General features: G+C 57.3%; 21 protein-coding genes. 15 read left to right on the top strand and 6 right to left on the bottom strand.

Features of this window, described 5'->3' with window-relative positions; all coding sequences use genetic code 11:
* Window positions 1-54: 54 nt before the first annotated feature.
* Together B0B52_RS13040 and yihA are read right to left on the bottom strand one after the other, a co-directional pair.
* On the bottom strand, window positions 55-987 hold the full coding sequence (locus tag B0B52_RS13040; protein WP_077594062.1) for an alpha/beta fold hydrolase: 933 nt from the start codon (window positions 985-987) through the stop codon (window positions 55-57).
* Between the two features lie 108 nt (window positions 988-1,095).
* Entirely contained in the window at window positions 1,096-1,818 is a 723-nt protein-coding gene (yihA, locus tag B0B52_RS13035; RefSeq protein ID WP_077594108.1) for a ribosome biogenesis GTP-binding protein YihA/YsxC, read from the bottom strand.
* Window positions 1,819-2,039: 221 nt separating this feature from the next.
* On the opposite strand from yihA, the gene B0B52_RS13030 reads away from it, so the two are divergent.
* From B0B52_RS13030 to B0B52_RS13010, 5 genes are all read left to right on the top strand, one after another.
* Entirely contained in the window at window positions 2,040-2,684 is a 645-nt protein-coding gene (locus B0B52_RS13030; protein ID WP_077594061.1) for a cytochrome c, read from the top strand.
* A 176-nt stretch (window positions 2,685-2,860) separates the two neighbouring features.
* Complete coding sequence (locus tag B0B52_RS13025) at window positions 2,861-5,074, top strand: cytochrome c biogenesis protein ResB (protein WP_077594060.1); 2,214 nt, start codon at window positions 2,861-2,863, stop codon at window positions 5,072-5,074.
* Window positions 5,071-6,420: a c-type cytochrome biogenesis protein CcsB gene (gene ccsB / locus B0B52_RS13020; protein WP_077594059.1), complete on the top strand. Its 1,350-nt coding sequence runs from the start codon at window positions 5,071-5,073 to the stop codon at window positions 6,418-6,420. The genes B0B52_RS13025 and ccsB overlap by 4 nt, the downstream gene beginning before the upstream one ends.
* A gap of 77 nt (window positions 6,421-6,497) precedes the next feature.
* Window positions 6,498-7,496 carry a protein-methionine-sulfoxide reductase catalytic subunit MsrP gene (msrP, locus tag B0B52_RS13015; protein ID WP_077594058.1) on the top strand — a complete coding sequence of 333 codons (999 nt, stop codon included), beginning with the start codon at window positions 6,498-6,500 and terminating at the stop codon, window positions 7,494-7,496.
* Between the two features lie 64 nt (window positions 7,497-7,560).
* A complete protein-coding gene (locus B0B52_RS13010; protein WP_077594057.1) occupies window positions 7,561-8,199 on the top strand; it encodes a sulfite oxidase heme-binding subunit YedZ in 639 nt (212 codons plus the stop codon).
* A 75-nt stretch (window positions 8,200-8,274) separates the two neighbouring features.
* On the opposite strand, the gene B0B52_RS13005 is transcribed toward B0B52_RS13010, so the two are convergent.
* From B0B52_RS13005 to B0B52_RS22840, 3 genes are all read right to left on the bottom strand, one after another.
* Window positions 8,275-9,102 (bottom strand): MBL fold metallo-hydrolase, encoded by an 828-nt coding sequence (locus B0B52_RS13005; RefSeq protein WP_077594056.1) that lies wholly within the window; start codon window positions 9,100-9,102, stop codon window positions 8,275-8,277.
* Window positions 9,103-9,190: 88 nt separating this feature from the next.
* Window positions 9,191-10,486 (bottom strand): diaminopimelate decarboxylase, encoded by a 1,296-nt coding sequence (lysA, locus tag B0B52_RS13000; protein WP_077594055.1) that lies wholly within the window; start codon window positions 10,484-10,486, stop codon window positions 9,191-9,193.
* Complete coding sequence (locus B0B52_RS22840; RefSeq protein WP_077594054.1) at window positions 10,483-10,770, bottom strand: lipoprotein; 288 nt, start codon at window positions 10,768-10,770, stop codon at window positions 10,483-10,485. Before B0B52_RS22840 ends, lysA begins: the two co-directional genes overlap by 4 nt.
* Before the next feature lie 12 nt (window positions 10,771-10,782).
* Between B0B52_RS22840 and cyaY the strand changes: the two genes are divergently transcribed.
* Entirely contained in the window at window positions 10,783-11,133 is a 351-nt protein-coding gene (gene cyaY, locus B0B52_RS12990; RefSeq protein ID WP_077594053.1) for an iron donor protein CyaY, read from the top strand.
* Here cyaY and B0B52_RS12985 read toward each other — a convergent pair.
* Window positions 11,130-13,556 (bottom strand): penicillin-binding protein 1A, encoded by a 2,427-nt coding sequence (locus tag B0B52_RS12985; protein ID WP_077594052.1) that lies wholly within the window; start codon window positions 13,554-13,556, stop codon window positions 11,130-11,132. The two genes, cyaY and B0B52_RS12985, sit on opposite strands and share 4 nt — an antisense overlap.
* 267 nt (window positions 13,557-13,823) lie before the next feature.
* On the opposite strand from B0B52_RS12985, the gene B0B52_RS12980 reads away from it, so the two are divergent.
* The 9 genes from B0B52_RS12980 (at window position 13,824) to B0B52_RS12940 (ending at window position 23,410) form a co-directional block, all read left to right on the top strand.
* Window positions 13,824-14,903: a pilus assembly protein PilM gene (locus B0B52_RS12980; RefSeq protein WP_077594051.1), complete on the top strand. Its 1,080-nt coding sequence runs from the start codon at window positions 13,824-13,826 to the stop codon at window positions 14,901-14,903.
* Window positions 14,900-15,556, top strand: coding sequence for a PilN domain-containing protein (locus B0B52_RS12975; RefSeq protein WP_077594050.1), 657 nt, complete (start codon window positions 14,900-14,902; stop codon window positions 15,554-15,556). The genes B0B52_RS12980 and B0B52_RS12975 overlap by 4 nt, the downstream gene beginning before the upstream one ends.
* 25 nt (window positions 15,557-15,581) lie before the next feature.
* Complete coding sequence (locus B0B52_RS12970) at window positions 15,582-16,256, top strand: type 4a pilus biogenesis protein PilO (protein ID WP_077594049.1); 675 nt, start codon at window positions 15,582-15,584, stop codon at window positions 16,254-16,256.
* A gap of 11 nt (window positions 16,257-16,267) precedes the next feature.
* Window positions 16,268-16,813: a pilus assembly protein PilP gene (locus B0B52_RS12965; protein WP_077594107.1), complete on the top strand. Its 546-nt coding sequence runs from the start codon at window positions 16,268-16,270 to the stop codon at window positions 16,811-16,813.
* Window positions 16,810-18,957 carry a type IV pilus secretin PilQ gene (gene pilQ, locus B0B52_RS12960; protein ID WP_077594048.1) on the top strand — a complete coding sequence of 716 codons (2,148 nt, stop codon included), beginning with the start codon at window positions 16,810-16,812 and terminating at the stop codon, window positions 18,955-18,957. The genes B0B52_RS12965 and pilQ overlap by 4 nt, the downstream gene beginning before the upstream one ends.
* Before the next feature lie 151 nt (window positions 18,958-19,108).
* Window positions 19,109-19,651 carry a shikimate kinase gene (locus B0B52_RS12955; RefSeq protein WP_077594106.1) on the top strand — a complete coding sequence of 181 codons (543 nt, stop codon included), beginning with the start codon at window positions 19,109-19,111 and terminating at the stop codon, window positions 19,649-19,651.
* A gap of 125 nt (window positions 19,652-19,776) precedes the next feature.
* Entirely contained in the window at window positions 19,777-20,892 is a 1,116-nt protein-coding gene (gene aroB, locus B0B52_RS12950; protein ID WP_077594047.1) for a 3-dehydroquinate synthase, read from the top strand.
* 86 nt (window positions 20,893-20,978) lie between these two features.
* Entirely contained in the window at window positions 20,979-22,196 is a 1,218-nt protein-coding gene (locus tag B0B52_RS12945; RefSeq protein WP_077594046.1) for a deoxyguanosinetriphosphate triphosphohydrolase, read from the top strand.
* Window positions 22,197-22,201: 5 nt separating this feature from the next.
* Window positions 22,202-23,410: a CynX/NimT family MFS transporter gene (locus tag B0B52_RS12940; RefSeq protein ID WP_077594045.1), complete on the top strand. Its 1,209-nt coding sequence runs from the start codon at window positions 22,202-22,204 to the stop codon at window positions 23,408-23,410.
* Window positions 23,411-23,491: the final 81 nt, after the last annotated feature.

The raw sequence follows: 23,491 nt of genomic DNA, 5'->3' as shown, positions 1-23,491 counted from the left end.
TGTGATGTTTTTGGCCATTGGCTCTTTGCTTGTGCGCGCCAATAGCTATGAAATTTATAGCGAATGAGTTTGCCGCAGAAAGTCCTGCAGGCAAGCAGTGACACGTTCGGGTTGCTCATGCACGATCCAGTGTGAGGCGCCGGCCACTTGCTGCAGTCGCATGTCCGGCACGTAGTTTTCCAGGCCATCGATCAGCGCTGGAGGCAGGGCAATGTCGTCAAGCGCCCAGACCACCAGTGTGGGTAGCAGCACCTTCAAACGCTCGGGTGCCAACGTAACGGCCGCTGCCGCAGGGTCGTTGTGCGGCGGGCCTGGGCGCGGCGGACGCAGCGGGGAAGCGCGATAAAGATTGCAGCCGCCGGTGAGACCTGCCCGCCAGATTTTGCGGTACTGCTCCCTGACGCTGTCGGTCAGCCAGGCTGGCTGGCTTTCTCCGCCGTTGGTCAGGAATTGCCAGAGCCGGCGGAAATCGTCTTCGCTCAGCAGTGCTTCTGCGTCGGGACGAATCAGGAAGTTCATATAGGCGCTGGCCGCTTGCTGGGCTGGCGAATTCTGCAGCTCCCGCAAAAAAGTGCCCGGGTGTGGCGAATTGATGATCGCGAGTTTTTTCATCAATTGCGGCATGGCGGCAGCCAGGTTCCAGGCGACGGCGCCACCCCAATCGTGGGCGACCAGGCATTCCAGCTGGCCGCCCTGGGGTGCACAAATCTGTGCCACCAATGCAGCGATGTCCTGCATCAGGTGTTTGGGTCGGTAAGCGTCGACCTCGGCGGGTGCGCTCGACTTCTCAAAACCCCGCAGATTCGGCGCGACGCAGAAGTAAGCACCGTTCTCAGGCTGGGCGAAATGCTCCAGCAACACGTCCCAGACAAAAGCCCCTTCGGGAAAACCGTGCAAAAACATTAACACGGGCCGGCCTTGCTGGCCTGCCGTCCGGCACGAAAGGGTGATGCCGTGAGGCAGTGTGACCTGGCAGGCTTTAATCATTTGCTATGCATTTAATAGCTGCTGACGACCGTATTACAAGGGCAAACAGCAGATTGGGCTTGAAGAAAATGCACAAGCGGTCGATGCGGGCCTGTTTCCCAGGAGAACTCAGGACTCGCCGGAATTTTCTTGCGGTTCAGGTGCTGCCACCCGGGCCGCTTTTTCAGGTTTGACCGGTGGGTGTGCCCATTGCCACAGATGCTGGGCCACCTCTTCCACGCCTTGCCGCTTGAGCGCAGAAAACAGTTTGACATCGCCGCCGCCGGCTTGCAGTCGCACAATCGACAGCGCCTTGGCTGCCTCGGTCTTGTTGAGCTTGTCGGACTTGGTCAGCAGCACCAGAAATTTCAGCCCTTCCTCGACGCGGGGGCGAATCACGTCCAGCAGGATTTCGTCGAGCTCGGTCAGACCCAGGCGCGGGTCGCACAGCAACACCACGCCCTTGAGGTTGTCGCGCGTCTGCAGATAATTACCCATCACCTGCTGCCAGCGGTATTTGGCCGCCTTGGGCACGGCGGCGTAGCCGTAGCCCGGCAAATCGGCCAGCACCGCGTCGTTCACGCCCTGTTTGCCCAGGGCGAACAAATTGATGCTTTGTGTGCGGCCCGGTGTTTTGGAAGCAAAGGCCAACCGGTTGATTTGCGTCAGCGTGTTGATGCAAGTGGACTTGCCCGCGTTGGAACGGCCAACAAAAGCGATTTCCGGCAGGTCAAGCATGGGTAGATGCTTGAGCTCGGGTGCTGTGGTCAGGAATTTGGCGGTGTGCAGCCAGCCCATGGCAATTTTTGCCTCGGCGGACTGGGGGGCCTGGGCTGCCAGTGCCGCTGCCATCTTGGCCGCAGCCACCTTGGGCGTGAGCCGGTTGTGGCTTGGCTTGGCCGTTTTGATGGGGGTAGATCGCGGGGATATGCTCATAATTGGGATTGTCCCCCAAGCCATTGTAAAATCAGGGGGTTTTGCGTTAGGTTGGCGCCCAGGAGGGCTTGAATTCAGCTGAAGGCTGTGCGCCGATTTGCCTGGTCCACTTTAGAGTCAACTATTAAACCCCCGATATGAAGCTTGTTTCCACTTCGTTGATTACTTATTTATTTGCCGCCATGCTGGCCGCTCCCCTGGTTGCCCAGGCCGCTGGCGAGGCTGCTCCAGCCAAAGTGGCCAAGCCTGATCTGGTTCAGGGGGAAAAGACCTTTGCCGCGGTGTGCGTGGCATGTCATGCGGCCGACGGCAATTCTGCAATTGCCGCCAATCCCAAGCTGGCTCAGCAGCACCCGGAGTACCTGGTCAAGCAATTGCAGGAATTCAAAGCAGGAAAACGCAAAAACCCTGTCATGCAAGGTTTTGCTGCCGCCCTTTCCGATGCCGACATGAAAAACATCGCTTACTGGGTGACATCCAAAAAGGCCAAAACTGGCTTTGCAAAGGACAAGGAACTGGTCACCCTGGGCGAGCGCATTTACCGCGGTGGCATTTCTGACCGCCAGGTGCCTGCCTGCGCCGGCTGCCACAGCCCCAATGGCGCTGGCATTCCCTCGCAGTATCCGCGACTGGGTGGTCAGCATGCCGAATACACCGCTTCCCAGTTGACGGCTTTTCGTGACGGCGGAAGAACCAACAGCCTGCAAATGACCCAGGTTGCAGCCAAGCTGAACGACAAGGAAATCCGCGCTGTGGCTGACTACATCGCAGGTTTGCGCTGAATATCCCCGGAAACCCGCATTCCGTGAGGCTGGTTTAACGGGGAAACCTCTTTCTTGGGAAAATACCGCGGTTCGCCCGGTTTGTATTGAACCCCAGCCAGAATAATCACTCCATACCAGGGCGGGTCTTTTGCAGAAGACCCGCCTTTTTTATTGCCGCCCACCGAGCCTCACGCATGACCGTTCCCAGCCACGCAGTTTCCACCCACGGCCTGAGGCTCAGGGCGGGGTCGCACGCTCTTCGCTCGGTGGTCGAGTTGCTGTCGTCAATGCGGTTTTCGATCTCACTGTTGACAGTGATTTGCATCGCCTCGGTCATAGGCACGGTGCTGAAGCAACAAGAACCCTTAAGCAACTACGTCAATCAGTTCGGTCCTTTCTGGGCCCAGGTTTTCGGCGCGGTCAGCCTTTACACGGTCTACAGCGCCTGGTGGTTCATGCTGATCCTGGCTTTTCTGGTGATCTCCACGTCCCTGTGCATTGCCCGCAATACGCCCAAAATCCTGGCGGACCTGAATCAGCTCAAGGAAAACATCCGCGAACAAAGCCTCAAGGCATTCGGGCACCGCGCCGAAGCGGCGTTGGATGAAGCGCCAGAGGCGGCTGCACGGCGTATCGGGCAGACGCTGGTCCAGGGTGGCTGGAAGGTCAAGCTCCAGCAGCGGACTACCCCCGGCGGAGAAGGCTGGATGGTTGCTGCCAAGGCCGGGGCGGCCAACAAGCTGGGTTACATTGCCGCGCACAGTGCGATCGTGCTGGTGTGTGTGGGCGGCCTGCTCGACGGCGACCTGATCGTTCGGGCGCAGATGTGGCTTAACAACAAATCCATTTATGCTGGCGGAGGGCTGATTGCCGATGTACCGGCACAGCATCGTTTGAGTGAGCGCAACCCGACCTTCCGGGCCAACCTGCTGGTGGCCGAGGGCACACAGTCCAGCACAGCCATTCTGAATCAGCCCGGTGGTGTCTTGCTGCAGGATTTGCCGTTTGCGGTAGAGCTGAAAAAATTTATCGTCGAGTACTACTCGACCGGCATGCCCAAGCTGTTTGCCAGCGAGATCGTGATTCACGACAAGGCCACCGGCGAAAAAATCCCGGCCCGTGTCGAGGTCAATCACCCGGCCCGCCACAATGGCGTCGAAATCTACCAGTCCAGCTTTGACGATGGTGGCTCCAGCGTCACGCTCAAGGCCATCCCGCTGGCGGTTGGCGACCAGCCTTCAAGCAAGCCTTTTGAGATCCAAGGCACGATCGGCGGCTCCAGCAGTTTGACCAACGGTCCTGAAAAGATGACGCTGGAGTACACCGCTCTGCGCGTCATCAATGTGGAAAACTTCAGTGACTCGGGGAGCATGGGTGCGACTTCCGGGGTGGACGTGCGCAAGGTTGATCTGCGCCAGGCCATCGATTCACGCTTGGGCGCAGCCAACAAAACCCGGGAGAAAAAAGAGCTGCGTAATGTCGGCCCCAGTGTGACCTACAAGCTGCGCGATGCGGCGGGCCAGGCCAGGGAGTTCCACAACTACATGTTGCCGGTCAAGATGGACGCAGCGGAATCCAGTCCGGCGCTGTTTTTGCTGGGCGTGCGTGAAACCCCGGCAGAACCTTTCCAGTACCTGCGCATTCCGGCTGACGATCAAGGCAGCATGGATGGATTTTTGCGCTTGCGCCGCGCGCTGGCTGACCCGGCCCAACGTGAGCGAGCCGTGCAGCGTTACGTGCGCCAAGCCACACCGGCGGACCGGCCTGAACTGGCGCCGCAACTTTCTGCATCGGCATCGCGGGCGCTCGCCCTGTTTGCCGGCCCTGACCAGCCTGCCAATTCTGCGCAGGCCAAACCCCTGGCCGGCTTGCAGGCGATTTCGGACTTTATGGAAACCAACGTGCCGGAGTCCGAGCGCAACCGTGCCGGCGAAGTGCTGGTGCGTATTCTCAACGGTGTGCTGTTTGAACTGCTTCAGTCCACGCGTGAGCAAAACGGCTTGAAGCCGTTGCCGCTGGACGAAAAAACCCAGGCCTTCATGGCTCAGGCTGTGTTGTCTCTCAGCGATGCACATCATTACCCGGCGCCGATGGCGTTTGCGTTGAAAGAATTTACCCAGTTACAGGCCAGTGTGTTCCAGGTCGCCCGGACACCCGGGAAAAACATTGTTTACCTCGGATGTGCCTTGCTGATTTTGGGCATTTTTGCGATGCTGTATGTGCGGGAGCGCCGTCTTTGGGTATGGCTTGCGCCGTCCGGCGGCGCGGATTCCGCAACGCCTGGAAAAGGACCAGAATCAGGGACGGGCAGCCAGGCAACGATGGCCCTGTCGACCAACCGCCAGACCATGGACGGTGGCCAGGAATTCGAAATGCTGAAGATAAAACTTTTACAGGTGCCACGATGAACACCACCACATTGAGCTCGCGCACCACGGACGCGAACACCATCAGCCTGCAGCAGGGCTATTTCGCCAAGCGCAACGCACTGGACTGGATTTTTGCGGCCATTGTGGTGGTGGGCGGGCTGTATGCCTTCGCTCGTTACAGCACCTTCATGGATGTCTACGAGAAGGGCATTTTGCTTGGCGCCATTCCCGCTGCAATAGCCATCGGCTGGTTCTGGCGGCCTCTGCGTGTCCTGATGTTGCTGGCAGCTGCTTTCTCCCTTCTTGGCATCGTGAGTTACCAGGGAGATCTGGCCAGGGCCGAGCAGGTGTTCTGGCTCAAATACTTTCTTTCCAGCCAGTCAGCCATTCTCTGGATGAGCGTGCTGTTTTTCATGAGCACGGCATTCTACTGGCTCGGCATGTTCGGCAAAAGCCAAAGTGACACGCTGGAATCGCTGGGCTCCAAAATCGCCTGGGTGGCGGTGGGCATGGCGCTGGTCGGCACCATGGTGCGCTGGTATGAAGGTTATTTGATAGGCGCCGATGTCGGCCACATCCCGGTCAGCAACTTGTATGAAGTTTTTGTGCTGTTCAGCTGGATGACGGCTGCGTTTTACCTGTATTTCGAAGCGCAATACAAGACCCGAACCATGGGCGCGTTTGTGATGCTTGTGGTCAGTGCGGCTGTGGGCTTCCTGCTTTGGTACACGGTTGTTCGGGAGGCGCATGAAATCCAGCCCCTGGTACCCGCCCTGAAGAGCTGGTGGATGAAGCTGCATGTTCCTGCCAACTTCATCGGCTACGGCATGTTCTCGCTGGCCGCCATGGTGTCGCTGGCTTACCTGATCAAACAACAGGCGCAAGAGACCCGCTGGTATAAATTGACGCCGCTCTGGGTGCTGGGTGTGGTGCTTTGTTTTGTGCCGGTTGTTTTCCGCAAATCGCCCCTCGAAGCCGGAGGCAGTAACTACTGGATGGGATACCTGCTGGTGTCGGGGTTGATTGCTGCCGGCATTCTCTTGGGCCGTCAGCGCATTGCTGCGCGTTTGCCGAGTGCGGAAGTGCTTGACGATGTGATGTACAAGGCCATTGCCGTTGGTTTTGCATTTTTCACCATTGCCACGGTGCTGGGTGCGTTGTGGGCCGCCGAGGCCTGGGGCGGTTACTGGAGCTGGGACCCGAAAGAAACGTGGGCCTTGATTGTCTGGCTCAACTACGCGGCCTGGCTGCACATGCGGCTGATGAAGGGTTTGCGCGGCACGGTGGCCGCCTGGTGGGCATTGGCGGGGCTGGCGGTCACCACGTTTGCCTTCCTGGGTGTGAATATGTTCCTGTCGGGCCTGCACAGCTACGGAACCTTGTAGGGAGCGCTTGAATCCTTGTAAGAAGTCGCAGCGTATCAAGACTAACCCTCAATCACTCACGACAACAAGGATACAAGATGCTGATCAAAACCGACAACAAGGGCTTTACCCACGCTGTTCCCAGTGAAATCACGCCCCGTGGCATTTACCAGCAGCGGCGCGACCTGATCAAGCTGATGGCCACCGGCGCAGCCGGTGCGGCTGTTGCCACCTGGGCTGGCCGCGAGGCTTTCGCGCAGGCTGTGGCCAAGCCCGGCAAGCTCGCAGCCCTGCCGGGGGCGAAGTCAGGGGCCGCGGGTGCAGTCACCATGGAAAAAGTCACAGACTACAAGGACGCGACGAGCTACAACAATTTCTACGAGTTCGGTACCGACAAAGCGGACCCGGCCAAAAATGCGCACACCCTGGTGACCAAGCCCTGGACGGTCGCGGTGGAAGGCCTGGTCAAGCAGCCCAAGACCTATGCGATTGAAGACCTGATCAAGCTCAGTGCCCAGGAAGAACGCATCTACCGCTTGCGCTGTGTCGAGGGCTGGTCCATGGTCATTCCGTGGGTCGGTTATTCACTGGCGGAGTTGATCAAGAAGGTCGAGCCGTTGGGCAACGCCAAATATGTTGAGTTCATCACCCAGGCCGACCCCAAGACAATGCCTTTTGTGGGTTCACGCGTGCTGGATTGGCCCTACGTCGAAGCGCTGCGCATGGACGAAGCCATGAACCCGTTGACCTTGCTCACGTTTGGCATGTACGGCGAGGTGCTGCCTAACCAGAGCGGTGCTCCGGTGCGTCTGGTGGTGCCCTGGAAATACGGCTTCAAAAGCGGCAAGAGCATCGTCAAGATCCGTTTTACCGACAAGGAGCCGCGCACCGCCTGGAACAAGGCCGCGGCCAATGAGTACGGGTTTTATTCGAATGTGAATCCTAGCGTGGACCACCCGCGCTGGAGCCAGGCCACCGAACGCCGCATCGGTGAAGACGGCCTGTTCGCCAAAAAGCGCAAGACGCTGATGTTCAACGGCTATGAAGCGCAGGTCGGACAGTTGTACGCAGGCATGGATCTGAAGAAGTTTTATTGATGAACGGTGACGGCTGGGCTGCAAGGCATCGCCTTGTGCCCGGCGGCCTCGCCGGACTTTAGCCATGAAAAAACTTCTTCTCCATCCCGCTGCCAAGCTGGTTGTTTTTATCACCTGTCTGCTGCCTTTTGCCTGGCTGTTTTACGGCGTGCTGACGAACCAGCTGGGCGCCAATCCCGCGGAAGCGCTGATACGTGCAACAGGCGACTGGACACTGCGCTTCCTGTGCATCGTGTTGGCCGTCACGCCCTTGCGCGTGATCAGTCATACACCCGCGCTGGCGCGCTTTCGTCGCATGTTGGGCCTCTTCGTTTATTTTTACGTGCTGCTTCACTTGCTCAGCTACAGCTGGTTCGACATGGGCTTTGACCTGGCCGACATCGTCAAGGACATCATCAAGCGCCCTTTTATCCTGGTGGGCTTTAGCGCTTTCTTGCTGTTGACGCCGCTGGCAGCGACCTCTTTCAACGCTGCCATACGCAAACTGGGCGCGAAGCGTTGGCAAATGTTGCACAAGCTGGTGTACCTGATCGCCGGCCTGGGCCTTCTGCATTTTTTCTGGATGCGCTCAGGAAAGAACAACTTTGCCGAAGTGTTTGTTTATGCCGGAATCATCGCGGCCCTATTGGGGTGGCGAATCTGGCAGAGCTGGGGGCGGCGCCCGCCCCGTGCTGTGCCACAAAACACTGCCACCCCGCAGTGAGGGTGAAGAAGCGCTACTAAATCAGGAGCTGTATGCGCTTAGCCCATAAGGGCTAAAGCCTGTTTTTGCTTGATTTCAACCGTTCACTGCACGCAATGCCGGACGGACCTGGCGGGCGATCGGATCGATGCTCGCCGTGGGCAGCTGATAAGCGCGATCATCAAACAGGTCGATGCCGCACATCAAGCCTTCAATCCAGTCGAAGAAGTCGTTCACGGCCTGTTTGCCCACAATGGGCGCGCCGTGCTGCGGCACCAGCATGGCGATGTCCATCGAACGCACCATGTTGACCCACAGTCGCAGGATCTTGTTGGAAACCATATAACGCCGGTGAAAACCTTCCATCAAGGGGATGTGGGGCTTGAGGTTGGTGACGGGTTGGCGTGCCTGGGCGCCAGACATCATGGACACGCCCAGATCGCCCGTGAACAGGATGCGGCTCACCGGATCGTAAAAATGGAAATTTCCTTCGGAGTGCATGAAGTGGGCTGGTATGAGCCAGAGTTCATTGTTTCCCAAGGGCAGGCGCCCGCCGGCATCGGGGACGCCAATCACGCGCTTGTCGGTTTTGCCGACCTTGGTGAAATGCGGAGCAAAACGTTCCCAAACCCGCGAAATCACCAGCAGGGCCTGGGTGCTGCTCATCCAGCGGTCCAGCGAGGCAATGATGTCGGGGTCCGCGTGCGAAGCGATCACATAGGACAGCTTGTGCGGTGGAAAGTGCTGCGTCATGCCCATGAAGAGCTCGTTGTACGCCAGGTTGCCGCCGGGATCGATGATGGCACCGGTGCCGTTGTCAACGATGAGGAATTGATTGGACTGCACGGCCTGTCCGTCCTCGTCGAGGAGGTCGGTGAACATCAGGCAGATGTGATTTTTGTCGCGGTAAAGTTCCACGGACATGGTGATGGCCTGTCGTTGCGTTGCTGAAAGCCCAACTCTAGGCTTGCCTCCGCAGACAGCCCTTGATGAACATCAAGGGCGGACGGTCTTAGGGCAACAATTTCTCGCCGCGAAAAGTGTCGGCGGCTGTTTCGCGGGCACGTATGAGGTGCGCCTGGGTGCCATCGACCAGAATCTCGGCAGCGCGGCCGCGTGTGTTGTAGTTGCTGGCCATACTCATGCAGTAAGCCCCGGCCGATAGAACTGCGAGGCGGTCACCGGCGGCTACGGCCAGGGTGCGGTCGCGGCCGATCCAGTCACCGCTTTCGCAAACCGGACCAACCACGTCGTAGACGGCGCTTGACGTGGCACGTTGTTGCACAACGGGCACGATGGCGTGAAAAGCCTGGTACATGGCTGGCCGCGGCAGGTCGTTCATCGCGGCGTCAATGACGCAAAAGTTCTTTTGTTCACCGGGCTTGAGGTAAAGCACCTCGGTCAGGCAGACACCGGCATTGCCCACGAGCGAACGGCCCGGCTCGACCATCAGCTTCCTGCCGCCGTAGCCGCGCGCATCCAGCTTGGCCAGCAACTCCCGCCAAAGCGCATCGGCCGTGGGTGGAGCGTCTTCGTTGTAATTGATGCCCAGGCCACCACCAAAATCAATATGCTCAATCGCGATGCCCGAGGCTTCAATGCCGGCTACCAGATCAAGCACGCGATCCATGGCGTCCAGATAAGGCGTGGCTTCGGTAATCTGTGAGCCGATGTGGCAGTCAATGCCGACAACTTTCAGCCCTTCGAGCGAAGCGGCGTACTTGTAAATCCGCAGCGCATCTTCATGGGCTACGCCGAATTTGTTGCCCTTGAGCCCAGTCGAGATGTAGGGGTGGGTTTTGGGGTCCACATTCGGGTTGACGCGAATGCTCACTGGGGCGATCTTGCTCATGCTCAAGGCCACCTCAGACAGCACGGCCAACTCGGCTTCGCTTTCGACGTTGAAACAGCCGATACCCGCCGCCAACGCCTGCTTCATTTCGGCGCGCGTTTTGCCAACACCGGAAAAGATCACTTTACCGACCTCGCCGCCAGCGGCAAGTACACGCTCAAGCTCGCCTCCGGAGACGATGTCGAAGCCACAGCCGGCACGGGCAAATACCTGCAGCACACCCAGGGAAGAGTTGGCTTTCATCGCGTAGCAAATTTGCGCATTGCGGCCGGCAAAGCCCTGCTGGTAGGCCGCGAGGGCGGCCAGCATGGCAGCCTTGGAATACACAAACAACGGGGTGCCATGTTTTCTGGCGAGCGCGTCGAGATTGACTTCCTCAAGGTACAGGCCGTCGGGCCGGTAAGCCAGTTGCGGCGCACCCGGCAATATGCTGGATGATGTGGTTGGGCTACTCATCGCAGCGGCAAGGTTGTGGGCCCCGAAGCTGGTGGTGCAGCGGGAAGGTCATTGGATGATTCCGTCGGGGCGCTGGCCGGGCTGGCAGGCGAGCGTGCAGTGGATGAGGAGGCGCCTGTGAGGGAGGCTTTGGGCGGAGGTGGCATGAAAAGCGGGCCTTTTTGACCGCAGGCCACCAGACCAGCCGTTGCCACGGATACCAACACAATGGAGGAAAAGCCATGTGCCCGGAAGGCACCGGACCATCGGCCTAGAATTTGAACCAATTGAAATCTTGCGAGCATGATGGGATTGTAATGACCGACCTTGAATATTTAGACCACGCTGAAGCTGCGCTCAAGGCCATTGAAGCGGGCTGTGACCGCATCAACGATGAAACGGATGCTGATATCGACAACCAGAGGACTGGCGGCATGATCACGTTAACGTTTTCAAACCGTAGCCAGATCGTGGTGAATCTGCAGAAGCCGCTTCAGGAAATCTGGATGGCTGCGCGGTCTGGCGGGTTCCACTACAAATTCAACGGCAAGCAATGGTTGGACACCAAGGATGGCGGCGAACTTTTTGTAGCTTTGTCGCGCTGCACGAGTGAGCAGGCCGGGCTGCCCCTGGTGTTCAGCGCACCTGCAGACGCTGGCGCCGCTTAATTCTTGAACAGGTCCAGTATTCTTCGCCGTTCGTCGCTCGGCGGAGGCGATTGAATAGCGGCGCCCGGCGGCACGGGCTGCCCCGTGACCGGATCGTTGGCGCCAGAGCCGGCGGCAGGACGGTCTGCAAGACCCACGCTACTGATGCCTGAGCCCTTGGCATATTCGTCATAAAACCATTCACCGCCTATATTGACAACCCCTTCGGGCGCTGCGGGCTCGGTGACTGGAACTCCCTTGAGCGCGTATTCCATGAAATTGATCCAGACAGGCAGGCTCAGGCCACCCCCCGTTTCACGGTCGCCGAGTTTTTTCGGGGTGTCGTAGCCCATCCATACTGCAGCCGTCAGGGTCGGCTGATAGCCTACAAACCAGGTATCGATCGAGTCATTGGTGGTGCCCGTCTTGCCATAGAGGTCCGGCCGCTTGAGGGTGGCCTGAGCCCGGGCTGCCGTGCCCGAACGTGCGACTTCCTGCAGCAGGCTTGACATGATGAAGGCGTTTCGTGGCTCGATGCCGCGTGCCGACTCATCGAGAACCGGTGCGGGGCTTTGTACTACCACCTTGCCTTTCTGGTCAGTGATCTTTGTGATCAGGTGGGGGTTGACGCGGTAACCTCCGTTGGCAAACACGGAATATCCAATGGCCATCTGGAGGGGGGTTACCGAACCGGCGCCCAGCGCCATGGTGAGGTAGGCGGGGTGTTTTTCGGCGTCGAAGCCGAAGCGGCTGACCCATTCCTGGGCGTACTTTGGACCCACGGACTGAAGAATCCGGATGGAGATCATGTTTTTCGACTTTGCAAGACCGCGCCGCAGGCTCATGGGGCCCTCGAACGTACCGTCGTAGTTCTTGGGCTCCCAGGGCTGGCCACCAGTGACGCCTGCGTCAAAAAAGAGGGGGGCATCGTTGACCACCGTCGCCGGGGTGAAGCCCTTTTCAAGGGCGGCAGAGTAGATGAAGGGCTTGAAGCTCGATCCGGGTTGTCGCCATGCCTGCGTGACATGGTTGAACTTGTTTTTCTCGTAATCAAACCCGCCGACCAAGGCTCGAACGGCGCCGCTACGCGGATCCAGCGCAATAAAAGCGCCTTCGACCTCCGGCAGTTGCGTGATCTCCCAGGTATTTTTCGGCGTTTTGGCAACCCGAATCAAGGCACCTGGACGGATTCGGATGTTGGGTGCGGCTTTTTCGGACAGTCCGGATTGCGCCGGCTTGAGGCCATCGCCTGTGATTTCGACGGTTTCGCTGTTCTGACGGACCGCCACGATCTTCTTCGGTCCGGCCTCCAGCACCACCGCCGACATGACATCGTCATTGTCCGGGCTTTCCGCCAGCGCGTCGTCAATGGCGTCTTCCGCTTCTTTGGGGTCGCTGGACAGGGCAATGAACTTTTCCGGGCCCCGGTAGATTTGCCGCCGTTCGTAATCCATGATGCCCTTGCGCAAGGCCTTGTAGGCCATCGTCTGATCGGCTGCGCGCAGGGTGGTAAAAACGTTGAGCCCACGGGTATAGGTCTCGTCTCCATACTGGCTATAGACCAGCTGGCGAACAGTTTCCGCTACGAACTCGGCATGCACCCGGCCCGCATCTGGACCTGATCTGACCTTGAGATCCTGGTTCTTGGCTGCCGTTGCCTGTTCCGGAGTGATAAAGCCGTTTTCTTCCATGCGCTCAATGATGTAGAGCTGTCGTGCTTTGGCCCGTCGGGGGTTACTTATCGGGTTGTAGGCGGATGGGGCCTTGGGCAAGCCAGCCAGCATGGCTGCCTCGGCAATATTGATGTCCTTCAGTGGTTTGCCGAAGTAGATTTCGGATGCCGCCGCGAAGCCATACGCGCGCTGACCCAGAAAGATCTGATTCATGTAGATCTCGAGAATCTGGTTCTTGCTCAGGAGGTGCTCCAGCTTGAAAGTCAGCAGGATTTCGTAGATTTTCCGGGTGTAGCTTTTCTCGGTGGACAGGTAGACATTGCGGGCGACCTGCATGGTGATGGTGGAGGCACCCTGGCTCTTGGCGCGGCCCACGTTGGCGAGTCCAGCCCGGATTACACCAATATAGTCAACGCCTCCGTGGGAGAAGAACCGGGCATCTTCAATGGCCAGCACCGCATCTTTCATCACTTTGGGGATGTCGCCTATTGGCGTCAGGTTGCGTCGCTCCTCACCAAATTCGCCGATCAGCACCGCGTCGGCTGAATAGACGCGCAACGGAAGCTTGGGGCGATAGTCCAGCAAATCGGATACGTCAGGGAGGTTGGGATAGGCGACGGCCAGCGCGACGGCCACAGTCATCAGTAGCGAGACGGCCAGCGCAAGTGTGATGCCGGCGCACCACGCCAGAACCTTGAGGAGACCCGGCAACCACGGGAATCGGCTGAAAGGCACAGAACGGGAGACGGAAGGCGATGAATTTGACGGCATGAGGTTTATCGTAAGTTCGCGCCGGCATTGTAAAAATCACCGTACGGAGGGATTCTTCAGATTGCCTGCAACTTCATATTTTGCATTTTCTGACTGATCAGGGGCCCTGTACCAATCTGGCCAGAACACCAAAAGCGTCTACTTTTGACAACGGTGATGGTAAGCCAAAACCGGAAAATCCTTTGTTGTACAAGGATCTTACTGATAGCATTCAAGTGATTTCTTAAGTTTGCAGGGCTACACATTAGCCGTCATCTGGGGACCGTTTTGATCTCTTTGGGATCGTTATTCAACCGTCAATCGTCAGCCCTGCTGGGTCTGGACATCAGTTCATCCAGCGTCAAGCTGGTCGAATTGAGCCGAGACAAGGCAGGTAATCTGGTGCTCGATCGCTGTGCCATTGAACCCTTGGAAAGGGGTTGGATCACCGATGGCAATGTCGAAAAGTTCGACGAAGTGGCCGAAGCGGTGCGCCGCCTGGTCAAAAAAAGCGGGACACGCACCAAAAATGTTGCGATGGCGTTGCCGGCTTCCGCCGTAATTACAAAAAAAATCATTCTTCCTGGCGGTATGACCGAGCAGGAACTGGAAATCCAGGTGGAGGCCGAGGCGAATCAGTACATTCCCTTTTCCCTGGATGAGGTCAGTCTCGATTTTTGTGTTGTAGGTCCCAGCGCCAGTTCAGCGGGTGATGTCGAGGTGTTGATTGCCGCGTCCCGCAAGGAAAAGGTAAACGACAGGCAAGGACTTGCCGAGGCGGCAGGGCTTAAGCCGGTTGTCATTGATGTTGAGTCTTACGCCTCGCGTCTGGCAACGGCCCGATTGATCGAAAACCTCCCGAACAAGGGCCTGGACACCATGGTGGCTCTTTTTGAGGTGGGAGCACTGACAACCAGTATGCAGGTCATCAAAAACGACGAAGTTTTGTATGAACGCGACCAAGCTTTTGGTGGCGCTCAACTGACCCAGTTGATTGTGCGTCAGTACGGGTTTTCGCCTGAGGAGGCTGAAAGCAAAAAGCGCAGTGGCGAATTGCCGGACGATTATGACGCCAGCGTGCTGAAGCCATTTGTTGACAGCATGGCGCAGGAGATCGGGCGCGCCCTTCAGTTCTTCTTTACCAGCACGCCTCACAACAAGGTGGACTATGTGATGTTGGCTGGGGGGTCGTCGGCCTTGCCGGGGCTTACCGAAGCTGTAACCCAGCAAACTTCATTTGCCTGCATGGTGGCCAATCCTTTTGAGGGGATGACTCTCGGCGGCGATGTTCGGGAGAAAAAGATGAAGCGTGAGGCAGCCTCCTATCTCACTTCCTGCGGGCTGGCGTTGCGGAGGTTCTTCCAGTGATTCTGGTCAATCTTCTTCCTCATCGCGAAGCGGCGCGCAAACACCGGCGTGAGGCTTTTTTTGTTGCCTTGGGTATTGCGGCTCTTGCAGGCGGTCTGTTTTGTGGTGCAGTTTATTCGTGGTACCAGGCCCAAATCTCGCAGCAGCAGGGAAAGAATACCTTTCTGAAAGCAGAGATCACCCGGCTTGAGGGGCAGATCAAGGAAATTGCAGGGTTGCAGCAGGAGATTGCGGCGCTACGCGCCAGACAAAATGCCGTGGAAGATCTTCAGGGGAACCGTAATTTGCCGGTTTATCTGCTTGATGAACTGGTCAAACAGTTACCTGACGGTGTCTATGTCACAAGCATGAAGCAGGACAACCAAGTGGTTCTGCTGACCGGGGTAGCACAGTCCAATGAGCGTGTTTCCGAGTTATTGCGAAATTTGGGCAATAACAGCCCGTGGTTGACTCGTCCTGAGTTGATTGAAATCACGGGGAAAAGTATCACGCTGGGTGCGCGCGATCAGCGGCGTGTGGCGAATTTCTCAATGCGAGTGGGACTTAAGCGGGCAACCGACGTACAGAAAGCTGTTGCGGCATCAGCGGCGGCGTCCACCAGTGGTGTTGTGGTCAAGCCTGCCCAATCAGGCCCTGCAGCGGTCAAGAGCTGAAAACAGTCTGGAACAGGCGCTGACTATGGCAAGTACTCCGAAATTTAATGTTGATTTTGCCGCTCTCCAGGATGGCCTGAAGGCGCAGTTTGTTGGTCTCAGTCCAAACGATCCACCATCCTGGCCGGCGTTGCCGCGATATCTCCTGTGCATGTTTGTGACTGTCGCCGTGGTGGTGGCTCTCTGGTTCGTCTGGCTTAGCGCCTCCGATGAGGAACTAAAAGCGGAGCAAGCCAAGGAGCTGCAGTTGCGGGAAGACTTCAAAAAGAAGTTGGCTCAGGCAGTCAATCTCGAAGCTTTGAAAAAGCAGCGGGAGCAGGTGCAACAGTACGTGACTCAATTGGAGAAACAATTGCCAAGCAAGGCTGAAATGGATGCGTTGCTGTCGGACATTAACCAGGCGGGACTAGGGCGCAGTTTGCAGTTTGAGCTGTTTCGGCCTGGACAAGTCAGCGTCAAGGAATACTACGCAGAGCTGCCCATCGCCATCAAGGTGTCAGGACGCTATCACGATATCGGGGCTTTCGCAGCTGATATAGCCAATCTCTCCCGGATTGTCACCCTCAATAACATCGCTATTGTGCCGCTCAAGGACGGGATGATGGGTATGGACAGCACCGCCAAAACGTTCCGTTATCTGGATCCGGATGAGATCGCCCTGCAACGCAAAGCGGCAGCCGGGAAAGGCGAGAAGAAATGAAGCGGACCGGTATGAAAAAGGCTATTGGGTTGCTACTTACGACGGTAGTGTGGTTGGGGCTGACTGCATGTAGTTCATCTGAACAGGAAGAATTGCAGCAGTGGATGGTCGAACAGCGAAACTTGACGAAACCGAAAATTGAGCCATTGCCGGAACCTACGAAATTTTCGCCACAACCATATACCCAGGAAGGCGCGCTTGAGCCCTTCAGTAGTCAAAAACTTACCCAAGCGCTTAACCGGGACTCCAAGCAAGCGACTTCCAATGCGGCGCTTATTGCGCCTGAGTTGAACCGACGCAAGGAGCCGCTGGAGGCGATGCCGCTTGATGCTGTGGCTATGGTTGGAAGCCTTGTCAAAGTAGGGCAACCGGTGGCCTTGGTTCGGGTGGATAACCTGCTTTATCAAGTGCGCATCGGTAACTATTTAGGTCAAAACTATGGTCGGATCACAAAAATTACCGAGACTGAGGTTGGTTTGCGGGAGATTGTGCAGGACGCAGCAGGTGAATGGTTAGAGCGGCCGGCGACTTTACAGCTTCAAGAGGGATCAAAATGAACAAGAGTGCATCATCGCAGCAAGCGACTTTACTGCAGGGAGTGCGGTTGAGGATCTCCGCGCGTTTCGGTATCGGAGCAGCATTGTTGGCCGTTTCGCTGGCGACAACCTGGGCGCAGACCCCCAATGCAATTGAGGCTATTTCGGGCTCCGTTCAGGGGGGTACAGAGGTCATTCGCATTGACTTGGCAGAGACCTTAACCGCGGTGCCAACCGGCTTTACGATCCAAACACCTGCACGAATTGCACTTGACTTTCCTGGCGTCAGCAATTCGATGGGACGATCAGCTATCGACTTGAATTTGGGCAATTTGCGGTCTGCCAATGTTGTGCAAGCAGGTGAGCGAACGCGGGTCGTATTGAATCTTAAAGCGTCTACAGCGTACAAAGCGCAAATTCAAGGCAAGTCATTGCTGATTACGCTGGATCCGGTTGCGGTGTCAGCGCCATCGGCCGTGGCTGCGCCGGTTTTTGCGGAAAATCGTAACCGCGATACCCTGCCACTAAAAGACATCGATTTCCGCAGGGGAAACGATGCTTCGGGAAAAATAGTGGTTGACTTGGCCAACAATCAGGTTGGTGTAGATATCCGTCAACAGGGGCAGACTCTGGTCGTGGAGTTTTTGAAAACAGCCTTGCCTGAAGGATTGCGACGCAGGCTGGATGTCTCCGACTTCGGTACTCCCGTTCAAACCGTGACGACTTCCCAAGTTGGAGAAAAGGTTCGCATGGTAGTGGAGCCTAAGGGGGCATGGGAACACAGTGCTTACCAAAGTGACAATCAGTTTGTGCTGGAAGTTCGTCAGCAAAAAGTGGACGAGTCCAAACTTTCACAAGGACCTGGTTACACAGGGGAAAAGCTTTCCCTTAATTTCCAGAACATTGAAACGCGTTCACTGCTCCAGGTCATTGCCGACTTCACCAACTTTAATATTGTCACGTCCGACAGCGTTTCGGGGGCTGTTACCTTGCGGCTCAAAGATGTACCCTGGGATCAGGCGCTGGACATCATTTTGCAGGCCAAAGGCTTGGGTATGCGCAAAAGCGGCAACGTGCTCCTGATTGCTCCCAAAGATGAGCTGGCGGCAAAAGACAAGCTCGATCTTGAATCGCGTAACGCGATCCAGACGCTGGAATCTGTCCGTACTCAAGCGTTTCAGATCAACTATGGAAAAGCCGCAGATATTGGGACTCAAATCACCGCAGGTGGCACGGGCCCGAACAGTGCCCGGATTCTGTCCAATCGTGGAAGTGCGATTGCGGAAGCACGGACCAACCAGCTTTTTGTAACTGACATCCCGTCCAAGTTGGAGCAGGTGCAGAGCTTCATCGCAAAAATAGACATTCCTGTGCGCCAGGTCCTGATTGAGGCGCGTATCGTCGAAGCTTCGGATACTTTCGGAAAATCGTTGGGTGTGAGGCTGGGCGGGCGTCCGTTTACTTTGAACGATAGCCGGAATACTCAGTTTGGGTCAACTTACATCACACCCAATATTCCCACCGGCACTGCTCCCTCATTGGGGGGAAATTTCGGGACGACAGCTGGCGATTTTGTCAATTTGCCAGGTATCGGACAAAACGGTTTTCAGGCCGCCACTTTTGCTGTTTCCTTGTTTAACTCATCGCTTACTCGTCTTCTGAACCTTGAAATTTCGGCCATGGAGGCTGATGGAAAAGGCAAAATTGTATCGAGCCCGCGTATTGTCACGGCTGATCAGGTCAAGGCGTTGATCGAGCAGGGTACTGAGCTTCCCTACCAGCAGGCAACCTCCAGTGGCGCTACCTCCATCGCCTTCCGCAAAGCCAACTTGAAGCTGGAAGTGACACCTCAGATCACCCCAGAGGGGAACATCATTTTGAGCGTGGACGTGAACAAAGATAGTGTTGGTCGCTCGACTACAAACGGCTTTGCAATTGACACAAAACATATCCAGACCCAGGTGTTGGTTGAAAACGGTGGCACGGTAGTGATTGGCGGCATCTTTGAGCAAAACGAGCGCGAAGATGAAACCAAGGTGCCGCTGCTGGGCGATATCCCCGGGGTAGGTAATCTGTTTAAACAGAGAACCCGCACCGCCAACAAGTCGGAATTGCTGGTCTTTATCTCGCCAAAAATGATTTCCAACGGCGCGGCGTTACGTTAAAGGGCATGCAGGGCCAGCTGTGGCTGGCGTAACGTAGCGTCGCTCTTTCCCGTAAATTGCGGGATGTGCCCTTGGCTTTCTATTCATGCCTGATTCCACCCCTCTGCTATCTACTATTGCGGTCTGCGGGGGGCAAGCTGTGAGTCAGCCCTTGAGGGTGGCATTGGTGGGTCTCCCGGGTTCAGGAAAATCAACGATTGGTCGGCAGCTTGCACGACGCCTCGGATGCTCTTTTCTCGATACGGATCACGTTATCGAACGGCGGGTCGGTCTGTCCATCCGCGAGTTTTTTGAGCGAGAGGGCGAAGATGCCTTCCGTGATCTTGAACAAGATGTCATTGATGGCCTGACTCAGCAAGGTGAGTCATGTGTCTTGTCGACTGGCGGCGGCGCGGCGTTGAGACCCGCCAACCGTCAGCATTTGAAGCAGCGTACCCATGCTGTGTATCTGCATTCAGCGCCAGAAGAGGTCTATCGCCGCTTGCGCCATGACCGGAACCGCCCCCTTCTGCAAGTCACCGACCCGCTAGGCCGCCTGCGCGAGTTGTATTCGGTGCGCGATCCGCTGTACCGCGAAAGTGCCCGATTTGTAATTGAGACCGGGCGACCCACCGTAGCGGCGCTGGTTAACACGGTGGTGATGCAGCTTGAGCTGGCGGGGCTTATTCCTTCTTGTCCCACCGACGGGGCGTGACAAACCTGCATCTGCACAAAGGTCCTGCCGCGAGACGGAATTCCTTTGATCCCTTTGAATAAGGCGCTGGCACTCGCGCCATTCGCTGGCCGACCAGGAGCTCCAGAGCCTCTACACTTGGGCTCATGCAAGCAAATTCTTCCTCGACCATCCAGCAAGTTTTCATTGATCTGGGCGATCGCAGCTATCCCATCGCCATAGGGGCAGGTCTTCTTGGTGACCCTGACACGTACCGCGACCTACCGTCTGCGAGCAGTGCGTTGATTGTGTCGAATACCACAGTGGCTCCTCTCTATGCGCAGGCGTTGCGGCTTGCTTTATCGAAGCATTACCAAAATGTGTTGCAGGTGACCTTGCCCGACGGCGAAGCCCACAAGGACTGGCCCACACTGCAGTTAATTTTTGATTCCCTGCTCAGCAATGGGTGTGATCGCAAGACAGTTCTGGTTGCGCTCGGGGGCGGTGTGGTGGGTGACATGGCAGGCTTTGCCGCAGCATGCTACATGCGCGGCGTGCCTTTTGTGCAGGTTCCCACCACCTTGCTGGCACAGGTGGATTCATCGGTGGGCGGGAAGACGGCCATCAACCATCCACTGGGTAAAAACATGGTGGGTGCGTTCTACCAGCCAGAGCGGGTGATCTGCGATCTGGATGTGCTCCAAACGCTGCCGCAGCGCGAGCTGAGTGCAGGGCTGGCTGAAATCATCAAATATGGGCCGATTGCAGATATGGCTTTTCTCGATTGGATCGAGGCAAATATCGATGCATTGCTTGCCCGCGACCCTGCGGCTCTTGCCCATGCCATCCAGCGCAGCTGCGAAATCAAGGCGGCGGTGGTGGGCGAGGATGAGCGTGAGGCAGGTCTGCGTGCGATTCTGAATTTCGGCCACACGTTTGGCCATGCCATCGAGTCGGGGTTGGGCTACGGTCAGTGGCTGCACGGCGAAGGTGTTGGCTGCGGCATGGTCATGGCTGCCAACCTTTCGCAAAGAATGGGTCTCATCGACACGGCTTTTGTCGACCGCCTGCGTGGACTGATCCAGCGAGCCGGCCTGCCAGTCATTGGACCGAAGCTCTCCAGCGGAGACAATGCCGGCCGGTATCTGGAATTGATGCGGGTTGACAAAAAATCCGAAGCGGGCGAAATCAGGTTTGTGGTCATCGACGGCCCTGGTCGGGCCACGGTTCGCACTGCACCAGATGGGGTAGTACGCGAAGTGATCGATGCTTGCTGCGAATGATGAACGTCCATCCGAATTTTGCTATAAAAATTATAGCTTTCAGTTCCCGTATTTAAAGGGCTAGAGGCCTATTCGATGCCAGAAACATGACGAAATTGGCACCTTACGCATGTCACCCGGGCCAGTCGCGCGGGCGCCGTTATCCAGAGGAAGACGCGCCTACGCGTTCAGCGTTTCAGCGTGATCGTGACCGGATTGTTCATTCCACTGCCTTTCGCAGGCTGGTTTACAAAACCCAGGTTTTCTTGAACCATGAAGGCGACCTTTTTCGCACCCGCCTGACGCATTCGCTCGAAGTCGCGCAGCTTGGCCGTTCGATCGCTCGTACCTTGCAGTTGAATGAAGATCTGGTTGAAGCCATCGCTTTGGCTCACGACCTGGGCCACACACCTTTTGGACACGCTGGCCAGGATGCCTTGAACAGCTGCCTGAAAAGTTACAACCCGGACAGCGCGGGGTTCGAGCACAACCTGCAGAGCCTGCGTGTCGTCGACGTGCTGGAAGAGCGCTACCCCGCCTATGACGGTCTGAACCTTTCGTTTGAAACCCGCGAGGGGATTCTCAAACATTGTTCGCGCCGCAATGCCAGGCGCATTGAAGCACGCGAGCCAGGCGGAGTTGCCCATAGATTTCTGGAGTCGCCCGACGTGGCCTTACGGATACGCCAGCCAAGTCTGGAGGCCCAGCTTGCCAACCTGGCTGACGAGATAGCGTACAACGCGCACGACATTGACGATGGCGTTCGTTCGGGCCTGCTTAGCCTTGAGCAGCTTGAGGACGTTGAGTTGTTTGCGCAGTACAGCCGGGAAACCCTGGAAGCGCACCCTGGATTGCGGGGGCGTCGCCTGCTGTTTGAAACCATCCGTCGCATGCTCAGCGCGCAGGTTTACGATGTGATGAAAGCTACCAGCGCGACATTGGACAGCGCGGCGCCGGGTGACGTGCACGCTGTACGGCAGCATCCGCCATTGGTTTGTTTCAGTGAGGAAATGGCTCTCAAGTCCTCGTCCCTCAAGCGTTTCCTGCTACAAAATCTATATCGCCATCCTCAGGTTGTTGAAACCACACAAACCGCCCAGCGGGTTGTCCGGGACCTGTTTGCGGCCTATATGGACGATCCGGCCCAAATGCCCCAGGCCCACAGTGATCGGTTTGACCGGATCGATGTCGCCGGCACATCGGTTGGTGCAAGCAGACGGGCCAAGCCAGAGCGGGTGGTTGCAGACTACATTGCCGGCATGACCGATCGGTTCGCTGCCAAAGAACACGAACGGCTGAACGGCTGCGTGGTATTTCCCGCTTGAAAGCCATGAACCCTGCCGCCCTGGTGATTGCCGCAGGGGTGGCCGCTGCCCTGCATGTCGGCAAACTACCTCCGGCACTTCCTGTCCTGCAACAGGTGTTGGACGTTTCCCTGGTGCAGGCCGGTTTTCTGTTGGCGCTCATGCAGCTTGCAGGAATGACCCTCGGTCTGCCGGCGGCCTTGCTGGTTCCCCGCTATGGGGCTCGTCGCATCATGTTGGCAGGCTTGCTCATACTGGGCCTGGCCAGCGCATGGGGCGGCGCTGCACAGGGCGTTACCGGGTTGCTGCTCAGCCGCGCGTTGGAAGGTCTTGGTTTCCTGTGCGTGGTGTTGCCGGCGCCGGGTTTGCTGCGCGCACTGGTGCCTGCTGAACGTTTGAGTCCGGCGCTGGGTGCCTGGGGTGCCTACATGCCTCTTGGTGCGGCGCTGGCCTTGCTGGCAGGACCTTGGGTCATGATGACCGCCGATGTGACGTGGGGGTGGCGTATCTGGTGGTGGGTGTTGTCCTTGTTAACCGTTTTGCTTGCAGTGCTGGTCTTCTACGGCGTTCCTGCAGATCAGCGACGAGTACCTGGCGATCGTTTGCGTTCCGCATCCGGAGCGGATCCCCTGTTTGCGGCGCATGGTCTTCTGAGGTTGACGCTGGGTTCACGGGCTGTCTGGTTGGTGGCTCTCTGTTTTTCCGTGTACTCCGGGCAGTGGCTTGCGGTGGTAGGTTTTCTTCCTTCGATCTACTCACAGGCCGGGGTGGCCATCGGTACCGCAGCCGCGCTCACAGCATTGGTCGCGGCCGTCAATATCGTTGGCAATTTGGTGGCTGGCCGCCTGCTCCAAACCGGGACAGCGCCTTTCGCCTTGCTTCTCGCCGGATTTGCGGCAATGAGCGTCAGTGCCATGGCAGCTTTCGGGGCGGACGCAGCCTTCTGGTGGCGGTATCTGGCGGTGCTTGCATTCTCGATGCTCGGCGGCCTGATACCGGGAACACTTTTCAGCCTTGCGGTTCGTTTGGCGCCAAGTGCTGCCACCGTACCCACCACTGTCGGTTGGATGCAGCAATGGTCCGCTCTGGGTCAATTTTTCGGCCCACCGCTGGTAGCCGCGGTGGTCAACCAGACTGGGAGTTGGCAGTGGACCTGGGTGGTGACCGGCGGTTTTTCACTCGCGGGAGTGGCCTTGGCCTGGCAAATTCATTCCTTGTCGAAAATGCATCCTTAGCAAGCCTGCAATTGCGCGCCTTTGCCTCAAACCGTTGATCTGCCATTGTCGGGTTTACCCACGGGTCACAGAACAGCTCAT

It is taken from the genome of Polaromonas sp. A23 (assembly GCF_002001015.1).
In the GTDB taxonomy this organism is placed as follows: Bacteria; Pseudomonadota; Gammaproteobacteria; order Burkholderiales; family Burkholderiaceae_C; genus Polaromonas.
Note: the sequence above shows the minus strand (reverse complement) of the source record. Positions and strands in the feature narration are given on the sequence as shown.